The sequence below is a fragment of the Microbacterium endophyticum genome, assembly GCF_011047135.1.
Classification (GTDB): Bacteria; Actinomycetota; Actinomycetes; order Actinomycetales; family Microbacteriaceae; genus Microbacterium; species Microbacterium endophyticum.
Window position 1 is genome coordinate 1,218,617 of sequence record NZ_CP049255.1, and the last position, 16,574, is coordinate 1,235,190.

The 16,574-nt window shown below is 63.5% G+C and carries 15 protein-coding genes; 12 read left to right on the plus strand and 3 right to left on the minus strand.

Annotation, left to right across the window (positions count from 1 at the left end; genetic code table 11):
• Nucleotides 1-4 precede the first annotated feature (4 nt).
• Together G6N83_RS05650 and G6N83_RS05655 are read right to left on the minus strand one after the other, a co-directional pair.
• On the minus strand, nt 5-1,612 hold the full coding sequence (locus G6N83_RS05650; protein WP_165140179.1) for an ABC transporter substrate-binding protein: 1,608 nt from the start codon (nt 1,610-1,612) through the stop codon (nt 5-7).
• A gap of 35 nt (nt 1,613-1,647) precedes the next feature.
• Nucleotides 1,648-2,856: a metal-dependent hydrolase family protein gene (locus G6N83_RS05655; protein ID WP_165140181.1), complete on the minus strand. Its 1,209-nt coding sequence runs from the start codon at nt 2,854-2,856 to the stop codon at nt 1,648-1,650.
• Nucleotides 2,857-3,107: 251 nt separating this feature from the next.
• On the opposite strand from G6N83_RS05655, the gene G6N83_RS05660 reads away from it, so the two are divergent.
• From G6N83_RS05660 to G6N83_RS05670, 3 genes are all read left to right on the plus strand, one after another.
• Nucleotides 3,108-3,539 (plus strand): PPC domain-containing DNA-binding protein, encoded by a 432-nt coding sequence (locus G6N83_RS05660; RefSeq protein WP_165140183.1) that lies wholly within the window; start codon nt 3,108-3,110, stop codon nt 3,537-3,539.
• Nucleotides 3,532-4,281, plus strand: a complete 750-nt coding sequence (locus G6N83_RS05665; RefSeq protein WP_165140185.1) for a creatininase family protein — start codon at nt 3,532-3,534, stop codon at nt 4,279-4,281. Before G6N83_RS05660 ends, G6N83_RS05665 begins: the two co-directional genes overlap by 8 nt.
• Nucleotides 4,282-4,350: 69 nt before the next feature.
• Complete coding sequence (locus G6N83_RS05670; protein WP_165140187.1) at nt 4,351-5,106, plus strand: GntR family transcriptional regulator; 756 nt, start codon at nt 4,351-4,353, stop codon at nt 5,104-5,106.
• 1 nt (nt 5,107) lies between these two features.
• Here the strand turns inward: G6N83_RS05670 and G6N83_RS05675 are convergent, their stop codons facing one another.
• Nucleotides 5,108-5,602, minus strand: a complete 495-nt coding sequence (locus tag G6N83_RS05675; RefSeq protein ID WP_165140189.1) for a nucleoside deaminase — start codon at nt 5,600-5,602, stop codon at nt 5,108-5,110.
• A gap of 197 nt (nt 5,603-5,799) precedes the next feature.
• On the opposite strand from G6N83_RS05675, the gene add reads away from it, so the two are divergent.
• From add to G6N83_RS05720, 9 genes are read left to right on the plus strand one after another with little or no spacing between them, the layout of a single operon-like run.
• Complete coding sequence (gene add, locus G6N83_RS05680) at nt 5,800-6,900, plus strand: adenosine deaminase (RefSeq protein WP_165140191.1); 1,101 nt, start codon at nt 5,800-5,802, stop codon at nt 6,898-6,900.
• Complete coding sequence (locus tag G6N83_RS05685) at nt 6,900-7,559, plus strand: hypothetical protein (protein WP_165140193.1); 660 nt, start codon at nt 6,900-6,902, stop codon at nt 7,557-7,559. The genes add and G6N83_RS05685 overlap by 1 nt, the downstream gene beginning before the upstream one ends.
• A 27-nt stretch (nt 7,560-7,586) precedes the next feature.
• Nucleotides 7,587-8,606 carry a BMP family lipoprotein gene (locus G6N83_RS05690; protein ID WP_165140195.1) on the plus strand — a complete coding sequence of 340 codons (1,020 nt, stop codon included), beginning with the start codon at nt 7,587-7,589 and terminating at the stop codon, nt 8,604-8,606.
• A complete protein-coding gene (locus G6N83_RS05695) occupies nt 8,603-10,138 on the plus strand; it encodes an ABC transporter ATP-binding protein (protein ID WP_165140197.1) in 1,536 nt (511 codons plus the stop codon). The genes G6N83_RS05690 and G6N83_RS05695 overlap by 4 nt, the downstream gene beginning before the upstream one ends.
• Complete coding sequence (locus G6N83_RS05700) at nt 10,135-11,940, plus strand: adenine deaminase C-terminal domain-containing protein (RefSeq protein WP_165140199.1); 1,806 nt, start codon at nt 10,135-10,137, stop codon at nt 11,938-11,940. Before G6N83_RS05695 ends, G6N83_RS05700 begins: the two co-directional genes overlap by 4 nt.
• Nucleotides 11,937-13,097, plus strand: a complete 1,161-nt coding sequence (locus G6N83_RS05705) for an ABC transporter permease (RefSeq protein WP_165140201.1) — start codon at nt 11,937-11,939, stop codon at nt 13,095-13,097. The genes G6N83_RS05700 and G6N83_RS05705 overlap by 4 nt, the downstream gene beginning before the upstream one ends.
• A complete protein-coding gene (locus G6N83_RS05710) occupies nt 13,094-14,011 on the plus strand; it encodes an ABC transporter permease (protein WP_165140203.1) in 918 nt (305 codons plus the stop codon). Before G6N83_RS05705 ends, G6N83_RS05710 begins: the two co-directional genes overlap by 4 nt.
• A gap of 23 nt (nt 14,012-14,034) precedes the next feature.
• Entirely contained in the window at nt 14,035-15,153 is a 1,119-nt protein-coding gene (locus G6N83_RS05715) for an acyl-CoA dehydrogenase family protein (protein ID WP_165140205.1), read from the plus strand.
• 17 nt (nt 15,154-15,170) lie between these two features.
• Nucleotides 15,171-16,538, plus strand: coding sequence for an amidohydrolase (locus G6N83_RS05720; protein WP_165140207.1), 1,368 nt, complete (start codon nt 15,171-15,173; stop codon nt 16,536-16,538).
• Nucleotides 16,539-16,574 lie beyond the last annotated feature (36 nt).

Below are 16,574 nucleotides of genomic sequence, written 5' to 3' on the forward strand. Positions count from 1 at the left end.
TTTCTTAGTTGGACGTGACCATCGCGTCATAGAGGTTGATGCGCGAGGCCGAGTCGAAGGTGATCCCTTCAACGCCCGAACGCGAGGCGTGCAGCTGCACTGTCTCGAGCGTCGGGATGACGTAGGCGCGGTCAGCAACCATCTGCTGAATTTCGTCGACGATCGTCTGACGCTCATCGGCGTCGGCGGTCTGACCCTGCTCGATGAGCAGCGCTTCGAGCTCGTCGTCGCCCGTGATTCCCCACTGCGATGACGAGGAGTCAGAGAGCAGGACGCGGAGTACATCAGGATCGGTGCGCGTGAGGCCCGCACCGAGCATGTCGTAGTCACCACTCGCGATGGCACCGAAGAAGTCACCGGCGCTCACCATGTTGAGCTGAAGATCGATTCCGACATCCTTCAGCTGAATCTGAGCGGCTTCCAGCACGTCCTGCGCGTAGAACGCTGTGACGGTAACTGTGAGCTTCTCGCCATCTTTTTCGTAGATTCCGTCGCTACCGAGCACCCAGCCGTCGGCTTCGAGGAGCGCCTGGGCGCCCTCGGGGTCGAAGGCGAGAGTGTCGCCGAGGTCGGTGTAGCCCGGGGTCGAAGAGGTCAGCACACTCGTGGGAGCAGAACCGCTCACAGAACCCGCGATCACATTGATCTGGTCACGATCGAGGCCCTTCGAAATGGCCTGACGTACCGACTCATCGCCCATGAGGCCGTGAGTGGTGTTCACGACGAACGAGTTCGGAACACCGGGGTTCGCCTGTGCGTACAGGTTGTACTCGTCGGTTGTGTACCGCGCTTCGTCGACGTAGGGCAGGTCCTGGATGACGTCGTACTCACCGGAGGTGAGGCCGCCGGTGCGAACGCTTGCTTCGGTGATGATCGGGAAGGTGACGGTTTCGAGGTAAGCGTCGCCCTCGTGCTCGCGAAGCTCTGACGCCCAGTCGTAGCCATCACGACGATCGATGACGACCGAGTCGTTGGGCACATAAGAGGTGAGCGTGAATGCGCCGGTCCCGACAATGCTCTGGCAGCGCTCTTCAGCCGTTGCTGCAATGGTGTCTTCAGACAGGATGCCGAGCGACATTGTCGTTGCGCCCTGCTCGAACTGCACGTTCGGCTGTGAGAAGTTGACGGTGAACTCGGTGTCGCTCGTCACATCGGTGCCCGCGTAGTTCTCGAGGTACCCGTTCGCAAGCGACGCGGAGGCTCCGAGCGCCGCGATCGCGTCGAAGTTGTCGGCCACGACCTGCGAGGTAAGAGCGGTTCCGTCAGAGAAGGTCACACCATCTTGCAGAGTGAACGTGTACGACGTGAGGTCGTCTGAGACATCCCAGCTCTCAGCGAGCCAGGGCACGAGCTCGCCGGTTTCAGGATCCTGATCGAGCAGCGAGTCGACGATCTGGCGACCCACGTTCAGTGACGTCGTGAGTGACGTCTGCTGCGGGTCGATGCAGGTCGGGTCTTCTTTGAGGGCGAAGACGATGTTCTGGTCAGCGTCTGCTGCGGGCGTTGCCGTCGTCTCGGTGCCGCCGGAGCAGCCAGCGAGCGCGAGAACGCCGACAAGAGCGCCTGCGGGTAGCGACGCCCAGCGGACGAAGCGGTGATTATTGGTGGTCACGGGGGTGATCTCCTTGTTGTGAATGGTGTGGTGCATCACGCCGGCAGGACACCGGCAACGAGCTCACCGCGTGCCACAACGGCAACGATGTTCTCGCGGTTTAGGTCGCCGATGTTCTCCCACGGACGGCCGCGCACAACGACGAAGTCGGCGCCCTTTCCGGTAGCGAGTCGGCCAACGTGCGCACCCATGCGCACAGCATCTGCGGCATCCGATGTCCCAGCTTTCAGGGCGCGCTCATCGGTCCATCCGAACGCCTGCTTCATGAGGCGCAATTCTTCGAGTTGGTCGCCGAACGCGACGAAAATTCCGTTTGCATCGGTTCCAAGAACGAACCGCACGCCCGCGGCCGCCGCGCCAGTGAAATTCCTGTCACGTTCGATCACGACAGCGCGTGCTTTCTCGGATGCATCATCGCTCACCGTGAAACGTCGATCGGCGATAGCGTCGTTGATCAGAAGCGTCGGGGCGACCGGGATGTTGCGCTCGATGAGCGTCTCCCAGTGGCGTTCTTCGATGCCCGTGCCGTGCTCGATGGAGTCGACCTCGAACTTCAACGCAATGTCGACGCCTTCGGCCGTGTGCGTGTGCGCGGCAACGAGCATTCCCAGGGCGTGCGCTTCATCGAGCGTCGCGGCGATCTCTTGTTCCGTCTGGTTTCGCCAACCGACCTTGTCACCGATCGACAGCACCCCGCCGCTCGTAAAGATCTTGATGCCATCAGCGCCCGATCGCGCCCACTGTCGCACGAGCTTGCGGCACTCATCAGGCGAATCGGCCACTGGGCCGCGATGCGGATAGTGGGGCGGGGTAAACAGGTCGCCATGCCCCGCCGTCATACCAACAGCACCGTGCACGAGAAGGCGGGGCCCGGGAACAAGTCCAGCCTCCAACGCCCGTGCCGCGGCGAGCTGCACTGCAGAACCGGAAAGGTCGCGAAGCGTTGTCACGCCAGCCGCAGCGGCGCGGCGCGCGTGCGCAAGAACGTGAATCGAGCGCTCGGGCTCGGGCGTAATGAGGGGCCACGTCATCCAGTCGACCGATCCGGAACCGGCGTAACCGTCGAAGTGGACGTGCGTGTCTACGAGGCCCGGAATAATGCTGAACTCAGCCTTTTCAACGGCTTCGTCTGCAGCATCAACCGATGTAATGCGGCCATCTTCCCACGCTAGGGCCGCAGTGCCCCGGTGGCTATCCCCATCCCACAGCGCGATGCCCTCGATGCGTCCGTTGGCGTTCGTCATGGGCGTCCCTTCCAGTGAGCGCGGCGTGCGCATAAGAGTGCAAGCCGCCACGATACCGGCCGAGTTTCCGCAAAAGATCAACAAGTGACCAAAATGACCAAATATTTACGTGAATGAAACACACGTTGCAGTAACGCAAAATAGCGTTAGAGAACGAAAGACAGCTATGACGGCGACACATCGCTTGTCGATAAGTCGCGAATTTTGAGGAGCGCATCATCCGGCATCAGCTACTGACCACTGGTCGCAGATTGGCCATCTGCCTCGACCCTGGCGACGACATCATCCCGAGTATCGGCGCTGCGTGCGCGCAACTCGGGATAGCGCAAGGCGTGATCGTAACTTTCAGCGGAGCGTTCCGCTCCGTCGAACTGATCGCTTCGCACACGCCCGCTACCGACCCGGAGGTGCCGCTTCCGGAATCGGTCGTCGTGACATACACCGAAGGCATCGGATCAGGCACGATCACATCCCGCGACGGCGAGTACACCGTGCACCTTCACGTCGTCGCCGGCGAGAAGGATGCCGCGGCCGCAGCGTACGCCGGGCATCTCCTCCGCGGCACTGCCCACTACACGGTCGAGGTCGTCATCGACGAGGTTCTCTCGCCCCGACTCGAGCGCTCACCCCGCACCGGCACCTACGGCATCCCCACCCTCGGATTCGAGTCGCCCAATGATTGAGTACAGCCGCAGTACGTCGACCGATGTCGGCGCGTTTCTCGAAGCCGAAGGCCGCGTCGCGGTGATGCCGTTCGGTGCCCTCGAACAGCACGGACCGCACCTCCCCCTGTCAACGGATACTCTGCAAGCCGAAGCGCTCGCTGCCACGATCGCCGAACGCATTTCAGGTGCGCTCATTCCCGCGATGCCCTATGGCAACACGTGGAGCAACGACGCCCTCCCGGGAACGGTCTCGCTCAGCGCCGACACGGTGACAGCCGTTTGCAGCGATATCGCGCTCTCGCTGGAACGAGCGGGGTTTGACCTTTTGGTTGTGGTCAACGGTGATTTCGGCAATCGGCTACCGCTCCACCGAGCGGCCGAGGCCGCAGCGGCACGCGGCGGAATGCCGGTTCTCGTACTCGACTATCCCGGACTCGCGGAAATCGGCGACGCTGTAAAAGAGACGCCGTGGGCCGCCCCCGGACTCTGTCACGCCGAGGAGATAGAAACATCGCTCGTTCTCGCGATCGCGCCAGAACTCGTGGATCGCGAACGCTATGTCGCCGAGTACCCTCAACTCCCCGCGGACTTCGGACTGCGCCAGATGGCTTTGGCCCCGTTGTCGGACAGCGGCGTGTTCGGCGATCCTCGTCCGGCGAGCGCCGAAAAGGGCAACCGCATCCTCTCGCACGTCGTCGAGGAGTCGTTGCACGTCATTGCAGCCGTCCGTGCATCACTCAGCGCGAAGAAACCGCGGTAATCGTGACGACCCCACTCGCGCTAGCGTGAGAATCTCGTCGCGCTCACTATCGATGGTGAAAGAGAGTCCATGACCACGTATCTGCCGCTACCGAGACCAGACAGTGACCCCGTGCACATGCGCGTGCAACACGGGCTGCTCAGGTTCGTTCGCGAAGCCGCCCACAACCGCACACCGCTCCCGGGAGAGATCGAGCTCACATCGCGACTCGGGTGCACCCGCCAGCAGTTGCGAAACGCGATGGCAGGCCTCGAAGCGCAGGGCGTCGTGCGGCGCCGACAGGGCACCGTCACCACCGTCGATCCCATCGCGCTGCGACTGAGCGTGCGACTCGAAGAACAGTTTGAGCACACCGACCTGCTCAACAGACTCGGGTACCGCGCCGAGGTCGAGGTGCTGGATTCCCACCGAGCCCCGCTTCATCCCGATGTCGCGGCCGTGATGGAACTACCGGCGAACACCGAGGGAATCTCGGTACGTAAAAGATGGCGGGCAGATGGCGCGGTCGCGATGATTGCCGACGACGTCGTGCCACTCGGGGCAGAAGACTTGACGCGGGGCCCCGACGAGTCGATCTTCGCTCTCGCGGCGCGGGTATGGGGGGAGCCGGTCATCTGGGAAGTTTCCACACCCGGAATCACCACACTCGACGAGAACCTCGCGGCGCTCTTCGAGCGCGATATCGGCGCGCCCGTCATGACCTTTGAGATCATCGGCATCGGTACCAGCGGTCGCCGTCTGATGCACAGCTTCGAGTATCACGACCCCGACATCGTGTCGTACTCACTCGTTCGCACAGTCCGCCCGCCGTGGGGCGGTCTGTGATTCAGGAAGCTGTCCAAAAACCCACGTGGGCTACTGCTGCTTCGTCTTCGAGAAGCGGCCCGACGACCTGAATCTCTCGTTGACCGCGAGCGAACACTTCGCGGCAGGGCAACGAGAAGGTCGGGTTTTCCGGGTGGTCACCGGTCAGCTCGAGCAGCCTTCGCTCTGAGAGCGCATACACAACCCGGTCGATTCCTGTCCAGTATGCAGCGCCGGCACACATCGCGCAGGGCTCCGCGCTCGTAAAGAGAGTCGACCCCACCATGCCTTCGGCACCGACCGTGCGCCACGCCCCCGCTACCGCCTGCAGCTCTGCGTGCTGAGTGGGGTCCCCGTGCGGCGGAAGTGAATTATTTTCGGCGGTCGACACGACCTCACCGGCCGCACTCACCACGAGCGAACCAAACGGGTGCACTCCGCGCTCTCGCGCGCGCTCTGCAATGCGGATGCTCTCTCGAAGAAACTCGAGGTCATCGGCGCTCAACTCAGTCGTCATTTCATCTCCTCAGAATCGCCTTCTTGTAGATAAGTTGCGGCGAGTCACATCCAGCGTAAGGCCATATTTGCCGTATTTCAGGTCTTTTATTTCGCTTGTGTTACAGGTTTCGAAAGATGAAGGTGCGACTTGTCAACAAGTGGTTTCATGCGACTAACTTGAGACACCAAGAAGCACCCGCACCACGAAAGGCCCTCATGCCAGAGCGCACACCAAGCGCACCGCGCATCGACGAGTTCGATATCCGCGCCCTCCCGAAAGCCGAAGTGCATATCCACCTCGAGGGCAGCTTCGCCCTCATCGATATCCTGACGCTCGCGAAGGAGTCCGAAAGCGCGCTCCCCGGACCCGCCTCGACGATCTTCGACATCACAACGCATGGCGCCTACGCGGCTCCAGAAGTGACCACGGGCGGCGGCTCAGGAGTCGGCGCGGGCGGGCTCACGGGCTTTCTCGGTTTTCTCGACTGGCAATGCGGCCTCGTCCGCACGGCCGATCAAGCAGCGCGCATCGCCTACTCGTTCGCAGCGCGACAGAGTTCATCGGGCGTTCGATACAGCGACGTCATCGTCAACCCCACCCACTGGAATGCATGGCGGGGCCGCGAACTCGAACTTATCGATGCCTTTGCTGCCGGGTTCGACGAAGCCGAACAAGATGGCCTCTGTGTGACGAATATGGCCTATTCACTGCTGCGCTCTCAGTCGGCAATCGAGGCAGAAGACATCGTGGGTACCCTCGTTGCAGCGCGTCCACGACGAGTGGTTGCGCTCTCGGTCGATGGCGACGAAAAGGTCTCCGGGCGCACCGGCGAGAAGTTCAACACGGCATTCACCGCCGCGGCGAGCGCCGGCTTTCACCGCACTGTGCACGCTGGTGAATCGAGCGGCCCTGAGGGCGTCTGGGATGCAATCGACCTGCTGCACGCGGAGCGCGTCGACCACGGCGTGCGCGCCATCGAGGACCCGGCACTCATCGAAACGCTCATCGATCGCGGGATCACGCTCGGCGTCTGCCCTCGCTCGAACGTCTCGCTCGGCATCTACCCGAACTGGCAGTCCCACCCGCTTCCGCGTCTACTCGAAGCGGGCGTGTCTGTGACGCTGAACACCGATGACCCCGCACCTCTCGGCACAACGCTCGACGCCGACTGGGCAGTGGCCGTCGCTGAATTCGGATTCACTTACGCCGACCTCGCCGGCTTCGCTGAACGCTCCATCGATGCGTCGTTCGCCGACGACGATCTGAAGACGACGCTTCGTTCCGAGCTGCAGGCCACTGTCGCAGGGCGCAGCTGATGAGTCGACGCCTGTTCGGAGCCGCCGGGGTGGGCATTGCGCTTGCCTCGGTGCTTACGGCAGGCGTCGTGGCATGGGCCGCTCCCAACGTTTCGGAGGGAGACACTGTCGACCTGGCTGGCATCGTCGCGAGCTGGCCAGACAGCTACCAGGTCACCGGGACAAAGTCAGAACCGCTCTACACCGAGCGAATCGTTGCGACCCGCGACGGCGACACGTTCGCCGTCCGCATCGAAGTGCTCGGCCAGGGCGATGCGGCCATGGGGACGCAGTTGAGCGCCGTTCGCGCGACCAGCGTCGGCATCGAGTGGATCACAGGCTGCACCAAGTCGGCTGCCCTGTGTGCCGATGACTCCGAGCTGCGGGGGTTTCTCGCGACGGCGACCGTCGTCGAGGGTGCTCGCAACGGCACGCTTCCTGAAACGGGCGTGGTACGGGTTTTGCATGGCACCGATGTTGTCTGCATCGACGACGAGGCGCTCCATCCGAATTCCTCGCCCGCGCTTGTGCCGCTCGACCCGTGCGTTGACATCGAAACCGGAGCGGTACTTGGACACTGGTCCACGGCCAGCGCCGCATTCGTTGGCGCAACCCTTGCGGACGGCTTCACTGTCATCGACTCACCCAACTTTTCACTCCTCTCCGACGTGCACCGCTAATCCCCCCTCACACAAAGGAACCCACGCATGCGAATCCGACCACTCCTCCTCACCGCTACGGTTACCGCAACCGTGTTCGCCCTCGCAGGCTGCTCGAGCACAGCCGACACGTCTGCTGACAGCGCGAGCGCTGACACATCCGACGTCATCACCGTGGGCGCCCTGACCCCCGGCAACACGAACGACGGCGCCTTCAACCAGGCGCTCGCCGATGCCCTCGCTCAGCTCGAAGATGAAGGACTCATCACCTACGAACTTCGCGATCAGATGTCTGATCCGGCAACGTCCGAACCCGTCATCGCAGACTTCGCCAGCCAGGGGTTCGACCTCATCATCGGCCACGGCATCGAGCTCGGAGACGCTGTCTTCTCGGTTGCTGAAGACTTCCCCGACGTGAACTTCACCGCTTCGGGTGGCACCGACATCCTCGATGCGTACACCGACAACGTCGAAACGTGGACGTACGACTCTTCACAGGTCGGTTACCTGTCGGGTTACATCGCCGGGCTCACCGGGGCAACCCAAATCGGACGGGTCGAGAGCATGGAGCTCGACTTCGTCGTCGCCACCGACGAGTTCTTCCAGCAGGGCGTTCTGGCGGCAAATCCAGAGGCATCGCTGCTTCCGGTCGTGTACGCCGGCAGCTTCGACGATGCCGAAGCCGCGGCGTCCGCAACCACCGGGCTTATTGGCCAGGGCGCTGACCTGGTGTACACGACCGGAGACGGAATCGCCGCCGGTGTCGGCTCGGCTGCCTCATCTGCGGGAGTTCTCTCGGTCGGCGTATCGCCAGCCGCGGGCGAGGATGCTCTCGCCACCAACGTCTCAACCGTCGACCTCGACATGTACCCGATCGTGAAAGCCTGGGTCGAAGAAGTGGCCGCAGAGAAGTTCGGCGGCAAGGGCGTGACATCCACGCTCGAAAACAGCGGCATCGTTTACGCGCCGATCAACGACGTTGATGGCACAGTGCCCTCCGACGTCACCCAGAAGGTCGAAGATCTGTTGGCTGGACTCGCAGACGGAAGCGTCACAATCTCCAAATGAGCACTACCCCCTTTATCGAGACGGGCCGCGTGCTGACAGCGCGGTCCGTCTCAAAGAGCTTCGGCGCCGTGCGAGCACTCGACGATGTCGAGATCGTCGTGCGCCCCGGACGCGTACACGCCATCGTCGGCGAAAATGGTGCCGGCAAGTCAACCCTCGCCAAAATTCTTGCGGGGATCGAACAGCCAGATCACGCTGTGATGTCGATCGACTCCGAGCCTTACACCCCCAGTGACCGGGCGACTGCGCGGGCGCTCGGCATCAACATGGTGCCGCAACAGCTCAGCCTCGTCGGCGAGCTCAGCCTCGCCGAGAATCTCTTGCTCGTCGCACCCGAGCGCATCGCACGTCGCGCCCACGCCCGCGCGATGCTCGCCGAAACACTTTCTCTTGCCGGCGTCGACGTGAACATCGACGTTCCCACTTCATCGCTCGGTCAAGCCCACCGCCAGCTCGGTGAAATCGTGGTCGCTCTCGCCGAGGGCGCCCGAACCCTGATCCTCGATGAACCGACGGCGAGCCTCGGCCCCATCGAAGTCGGCGGACTCTTCGCCCACCTTCGCGCGCTGTGCGAGCTGGGCACGGGAATTGTGCTCATCACGCATCGCCTCGACGAGGTCAGTGACGTCGCCGATGACGTCACGGTGCTCTCGCATGGAGTCGATGTTCACAACGGCCCCACACAGGACCTTGATGCGCGACGAATCGCCCAGTTGATGGTCGGCGACCTGCCGGCACCGGCTCAGCGCGCACCTCGTGAGTTAGGTGAAGTCGTACTCGAAGCAGTGGAGGTTACAGCTGCGGCGGCGCGAGACTCCCCCCTCACCGACGTCTCGATTGAGCTACGCGCGGGCGAGATCACGGGAATCGCCGGCGTCGCGGGTAGCGGACAAAACCTTCTCATGGATGTACTGGCGGGCTTTGTTTCTCCAGCGACGGGGCAGGTGCTGCTTGATGGGCGGCCAGCTGGCGCAGTAGACCTGCTGCGGGGGCACGTTGCGTGGATCCCGGAAGAACGCTCGGAGTCGCTAGTACCGAATCTGTCCGCCGGGGAGAATCTCGATGTGTACCGACACACGGCCGGATTTCGAGCACCAACCCCGCCAAGTCGCGCTGAGCAACGGCGACGCCACGAAGCGGCAATGCGCGAATTCGACGTGCGACCCGCCGATGCCACGCTCGCGGCGACGGGACTCTCGGGCGGCAATCAGCAAAAGCTCCTCGTCGCGCGCGAACTTGGCACCGGCCTTCCCGGTTCCGGTACGCCACGGGTCGTCTTGGCGTACGGGCCAACCCAAGGTCTCGATCTGCGCGCGGCTCAAGCTATTCGCGAGCGCCTGATCACGTGCGCCGAACAGGGTGCAGCTGTGCTCGTCGCCTCGCACGACCTCGAAGAGATCCTGGAGGTCGCCGATCGGGTCCTGGTGATGTTCGCCGGAAGAATAGTCACCGACCTTCCCGTGGGCGATGCGACAACTGACCGCCTCGGCTCGGCTATGGCTGGTATTACGACGGAAGAGCAGAACTCATGACCGAAAAGACCGATCTCTACCCGACCACTGCCGAGATGGCAGCTCTTCGCGCCGTCGCAACAGGTCGCGCAGTTCCTGACGTCATCATCCGTGGCGGTCTCGTTCAGTCTCCCGGCACCGAGGAATGGCTCGAGCGCGACATCGTCATCTCCGGCCGCCACATCGCGACACTCACTCCCTGGGGTCACTTCACCGAAGCGACGACATTCATCGATGCCGGCGGCGACTATGTCGTGCCGGGCTTCATCGACACTCATCTTCATATCGAGTACACCAACCTCACGCCCGGCGAGCTTGCGCGAGTGAGTGTTGCACGTGGAACAACGACGGTTCTCACCGACCCCAACGGCGCCGCGAACGTCTGGGGCCCGCGCGGTATGGACTTTCTTCTCGACACGCAGACCCCGCTGCATATCTTTCAACAGGTGTCGCCGACAACCCCCGCATCGACAGCCCTCGAAACCGGCGGCACCGTCATCCCCGAAGAAACAGTGTTGTCTCGTCTTCACGACGACGTCACGGCCACCCTCGGCGAAGGGAATCCCTTCGACTACGGGGATGTCTCCACCAACCGTTTCCGCGAGGCCCTCGTCGCTGGCCGGCGCATCACCGGCCACACTGCCGCGCAGACCGAGGAGTCACTGTGGGGGTACCTGGCAGCCGGCGTCGGGGACGATCACAACTCCGCGACGATCGACGAAGTGCTCGAACGCACCCGGCTCGGCGCGATGGTCACGATCATGGGATCATCGCTCACCGACAACACGATTCCGCTGTTTTCGGATCTCGACCGCGTCGCCCCGGCTCTACGCAGCATGTGTTTCTGCGCTGATGACAAGCACGCCCTCGACCTCTCCGTCGAAGGACACATCGATCACCACGTACGTCAAGCGATCGCCTTCGGCGTCGACCCGCAGCTCGCGTACCGTATGGCGACGACCCACGCGGCGCACTACTACCGCCTCGATCAGGTTCTCGGCATCCTCGCGCCCTCGCGTCTCGCCGACCTCCAGATCATTTCCGACCTCACCGAGGTTCGCCCCGACGTCGTGATGGTGGCCGGGGCGATCGTCGCGCGCGACGGCGAAGCACTCTTCGCCAATAGTGACGCCGTCCCGGACTGGGCACGCGATACGGTGCGGCTACCAGCGCAGCTCGACCGCAAAATCTTCGAGGTCCACGCCGTGGGGGATACCGCTCGCGTGCGCGCGATGGAGATGTACAACGGATATTTCAAACACGCGTTCGAAGCATCGCTCGAGGTTATAGACGGTCTCGTGCAGAGCGACACCGAGACCGACGTCTTGAAGATCGCCATTCTCGATCGCCACCACGCCTCCGGAGAAACCGGCGTCGGGTTCGTGCGTGGTTTCGGCCTCTCTCGGGGTGCGATTGCGATCAGCATGAACTGTCCCAATATGAACATCGCGGTTGTGGGTGCCGACGATGAGTCGATGCTGCTCGCTGTTGCTGAGCTCGAACGCATGCAGGGCGGATTCGTCACTGTCGCCGACGGCGAGGTCCTCGCTTCGGTGCCGCTACCCATCGGCGGAATGATGAGCGATGCTCCGTTCGAAGAGACAGCGGCGGCTCTGAAGGCCGGTCACGCAAAAACGGCCGAACTCGGATGCCGCATCCCTTCGCCGTACATCATCTTGTCGTTCGTGGGGCTCTATGTCGTCCCCGACCTCGGCATCACCGAACGCGGACTCATTGACGCATTCGAGCAGTCGTTCGTCGACCTGCTGATCCCCGGCCAGGTCGACTCGTGCGGTCACGGCGAGGTGCACCCGTCATCATGAAGCTCACTTTCGACGCTCGACGCGTCGCCATCATCGGTGGCGTCGTCGTCGGAATCATCGCGATCGCAGCCCTGCTGATTCTGCTTGCCGGCGCAAGTCCCCTTGACGGGCTCCGCGGCTTGATCGAAGGCGTGTCGAGTTCGCCCTATCGGTTCGGCGAGCTTCTCGTCGGCACAGTACCGATCGCCATCATCGCCCTCACCCTCATTCCCGCTCTTCGCGCGGGTGTGTTCTCGGTGGGCGCCGAGGGGCAGGTCACGATCGGTGCCATCACCGCGACGGCAAGCATCTTCGGCCTGCAGAATCTCTTCGGCGATGCCGTTCCGGCGGCGGTCTATCTCGTCTGCGGCGCGGTCGCTGGCGCCATCGGCGGCGGCGCTTTCGCCCTCCTTCCGGCGTTGCTGGCGGTGCGCTGGAATGTCAATGAGATCCTCTCGACGCTCCTTCTGAACTACGTCGCCACCGGGATCCTGGGCTGGTCTTTGCGCACGTGGCTTGCGAGCGGTGAGAACACAGCGACTCCTCAAAGCGCGCTCTTGCCTGATGCTGCTGCCATTCCGACGCTGATCGAGGGAACCCGCGCGCACTGGGGGCTTGTTCTTGTCGTTGTCGTCGCTGCAGCTCTCATGTGGTGGCAGCGCACGTCGAGCAGTGCACGCCTCACGGTTTTTGCGAGCCGCCCTAAGCTCGCCCGCCGACTCGGAACAACCCGTTCGCGGACGATCTACACCACCATGCTGATTTCAGGTCTCGGTGCGGGGCTCGTCGGCTGGATCCAGGTGTCCGGCATCAACGATCGCCTGATGGGCTCGGTTTCGGGTGGCGTCGGCTTCTCCGGAATTGCTGTCGCCCTGCTTGGTGCTCTGGTGCCGAGCGGCATCGTCATCGCGGCCCTCTTCTTCTCCGCACTCGCGGCCGGCGCATTGGGGATGCAGTCAGCCACCGGTAGCGTGCCAACCTCGATCGCCGAGGTCATCAAGGGCGTCATTCTGCTCGGCGTCGCCTGCATCGCGGCGGTCCAGAAGAGGCCCGCCGCCATTGTTGCCCCGACCGCAGAGCCGACGGCCGCCGACGACGACCCACCCGGAGCGGGGTCGGGCACGAGTGCCGCAGTCGAGGATCACATCGGACTGAGTGAAAGCGAGCCGCGACGATGAGCCTCGAACTCTGGATCTCGATCTTCGCGGGCGCTATCGCGCTCTCGACTCCACTCATCATCGCCGGCGTCGGCGAAGGCTTCGTTGAACGTGCAGGCCGCATCAACCTCGGCATCGAGGGCATGATGATCCTCGGTGCATTCACCGCTGTTGTGGCCGCGAGCGTTGCGGGCCCGTTCGTCGGGCTGCTCGCTGGCACGCTCGCCGGCCTCGTTGCCGCCGTGGTCATGAACACAGCCGTCTACCGGCTGCGCGCCAACGAGATCGTGGTGGGCCTCGCCATCACCATGCTCGGTCTGGGCCTCAGCGCGTACCTTTTTCAGCTCTGGGTACCCAGCGGCGAAACCAACGTGAGCGTCGACACTATCGGCCGCACGCCCCTCGGGCCGCTCGCCGACATCCCGATCCTCGGCCCGGTGTTCTTCAACCAGAGCCCGCTGGTATATGCCGCGATTGCTCTACTCATCGCCGCGTGGGCCGTTATGCGGTTCACGCGCTTTGGACTTCAAATCCGCGCCGTCGGCTCGGACCCCACGTCCGCTGCGCTTCGAGGGGTGCGCACGGCGAAGGTGGGCGCTCGTGCTTTACTCATCGGCGGCGCTCTCGCCGGGCTCGCCGGGGCGACGATCACTGTCGGCTCGATCGGCTCCTTCACCCCGGGAATCACAGCGGGGCGTGGTTATGTTGTTTTGGCGGTCGTCATCATGGGCCGGATGACTCCCCTCGGCATCGCGCTCGGGGCACTGCTGTTCTCGTTCCTGCAGAGCTTTTCGCTGCTTTCGCAGGCGACGACTGTGCAGCTGCCCAGCGAGGTCTATCAAGCACTTCCCTACGTCGTCACTCTCGTTGTCTTGGTCTTCACGTCGCGCGCCCAGCTACGTCGGACCACGGCAAAAGCGCAACTCGCGGCGTAGTCTCACCCGCAAGAAAGGACCCAATGCTCACCCGCCTCTCCCCCGTTCAGGTTCCAGCCCACGAGCAGCACTGGCTCGACACGGTCGCAAGCCTGGCGAAGACCTTCGCCGAGACCGTCGCCACCGACGATGCCGAAGCACGACTGCCGATAGACCACCTGCGTGCGATCTCGGCGTCCGGCCTCGACGCTGCGTTCCTTCCCGTCGAGCACGGTGGCGAAGCGCTTTCGTATGCGACCCTCGGACAGGTGGTCCGCACCCTCGCGGCGGCTCACCCCGCTGTCGCAACAGTCTGGCTCATGCACATCGGGGCAGCCCACGCGCTCGTGAGCATGTCACCGCCCGACGAAGCGAAGTTCTTCGCTTCGGAGCTGCGCGCGGGAAAACGCTTCTCGAATGCCCTGTCGGAGCCCGCCGGCGGAAACTTCTTTCTCAATTCGCAGCAGGATGCCGAAGCCGTCGAAAACGGCTGGGTCTTGGACGGCCGAAAGCTCTTCGTCTCTGGCTCAGAAGCTGCCGACTATCTCTTCCTCAACTCTCGTGTCGATGGCGCCCCAGCGTTCTTCGGTGTGACGGTAGACGACACCATCAGCTTTCCGCCGATCGACGAGACCATCGGAATGCGCGCCACGCGTAGCCGGAGCATGACGCTCTCTCGCACTCCTCTGCTCGCCTCGCGTCTGTGCGCACCGCCCGCCCCTGACTACGCCAACCTCATCACTGTCGGATTTGGCTTCGTCTCGATCGGTATCGCCGAGTCGGCCCTCGATGCGCTCAAGGACTACGCCGCTTCCCGCCGGTCGCCTCAGGGAACCCTCGCCGAGGCGCAGTGGGTGAAATCAGACGTCGGACCGGTGTGGGCTGAGCTCCGTGCTGCGCGCCTGATGGCAGAGCAGGTCTCCTGGCTCGCCGACCAGAAGTCACCCGAGGCGATGCCCGCGGCAACTGAGACCAAAATGCTCGCCAACGAAGTTGCCAAGAAGGCGGCCGCCCTCGCCGTTCGCGTCGGCGGCGGTAGCGGATACCTCGTGCGCTCCCCCATCCAACGCATCTTCCGCGACGCCCAAGCCGGCGCCCTGATGGCGTATTCAGTCCCGTTCAGCGAAGAGCTGGTCGGCGGCTGGGTACTCGACGCTGACTAATCCCCTCGGAGACTCCCATGACTTCTCAGTTACTCACCGCCGACATCGTCGTGACGATGAACGCAACCCGCGACGTGCTAGTCGATGCCGGGATCGTCATCGAGGGCGACACGATCGTGGCGGTGGGGGCGGCATCCGACCTCGCTTTCGCGTACCCCGATGCTGACCGCACCCACCTCGCCGACCGCGTGCTCATGCCAGGGCTCGTGAACGCCCACCACCACTCCGGCATGCTTCGCGGCACCGCCGAGCACCTTCCGGTGTGGGAATGGCTGCGCCTGCACATCGACCCTATGCACCGTGTGCTCGAGCCCGAAGATGCGGAGGCCGCTGCATGGCTCTGCTACGCCGAGGGGCTGCTTTCCGGCACGACGACGGTTGTCGACATGTGGCGCTACATGGATGGTGCTGCTCGCGCGGCGAGCGCGCTCGGCAATCGTCTCGTGACCGTCAACTACGTGGGCGAGCACCCCGACTACAACTACTTCGACACGCTCGACGACAACGAGAAGATGCTGCAGGAGTGGACGGGAGCCGCAGGCGGGCGCATCATGCCCTGGGTGGGGCTGGAGCATCCGTTCTATGCGGATGCCGCCGGTCAGCGCCGGGCAATCGCTCTCGCCAAGGAGTACAACACCGGGCTCTACACCCACTGCAGCGAGTCGGAGCTCGATGTGGAGTTGTTCGATCAGCGCACCGGCAAGCGCCCCATGTTCGCACTCGACGACATCGGATTCTTCGATGTGCCGCGCACGATGATCGCCCACGCGGTGTGGCTCGATGCGCCCGAGATTGCTCTCATGGCCCAGCGCGGTGTGAGCGTCTCGCACAACCCCGTGAGCAACATGAAGCTTGCCAGCGGCTTTGCCCCCGTCGCCGAGCTTTTGGCCGCCGGTGTCGCTGTCGGAATCGGCACCGACGGCGAAAAAGAGAACAACAACCTCGACATGTTCGAAGAGATGAAAGTCGCGTCTCTCATGGGAAAGCTCCGCAAGATGGATGCCGCGGCCATGGATTCCTGGCAGGTGCTCGAAATGGCCACCACCGGTGGCGCACGCGCCATTGGCGAAGGTGACCGGCTTGGGTCTCTCGAAGTCGGGAAGCAAGCCGACATCGTCGCCGTTCGCACCGACACACCTCGTATGACACCACTGCTGCCCGAGGGGCCGTACGCCAACATCCACCACAACCTCGTGCACGCAGTCCGCGGCGGAGACGTGACCCACACGATCGTTGCCGGTCGCACTGTTGTCGCCGACGGTGAGCTCGTGACAGCTGACATGCCGGATCTGATCGCGCGGGTGCGTGAGCGTGTGCCGGGTTTGTTTGCCCGACGGACGGCATACCTCGAGAGCGCCGGTGAACTCGGCGGTTTGATGGGGTGATAGCGGCTGTTGATAGCGGCTGTTATGTCGGTGGTG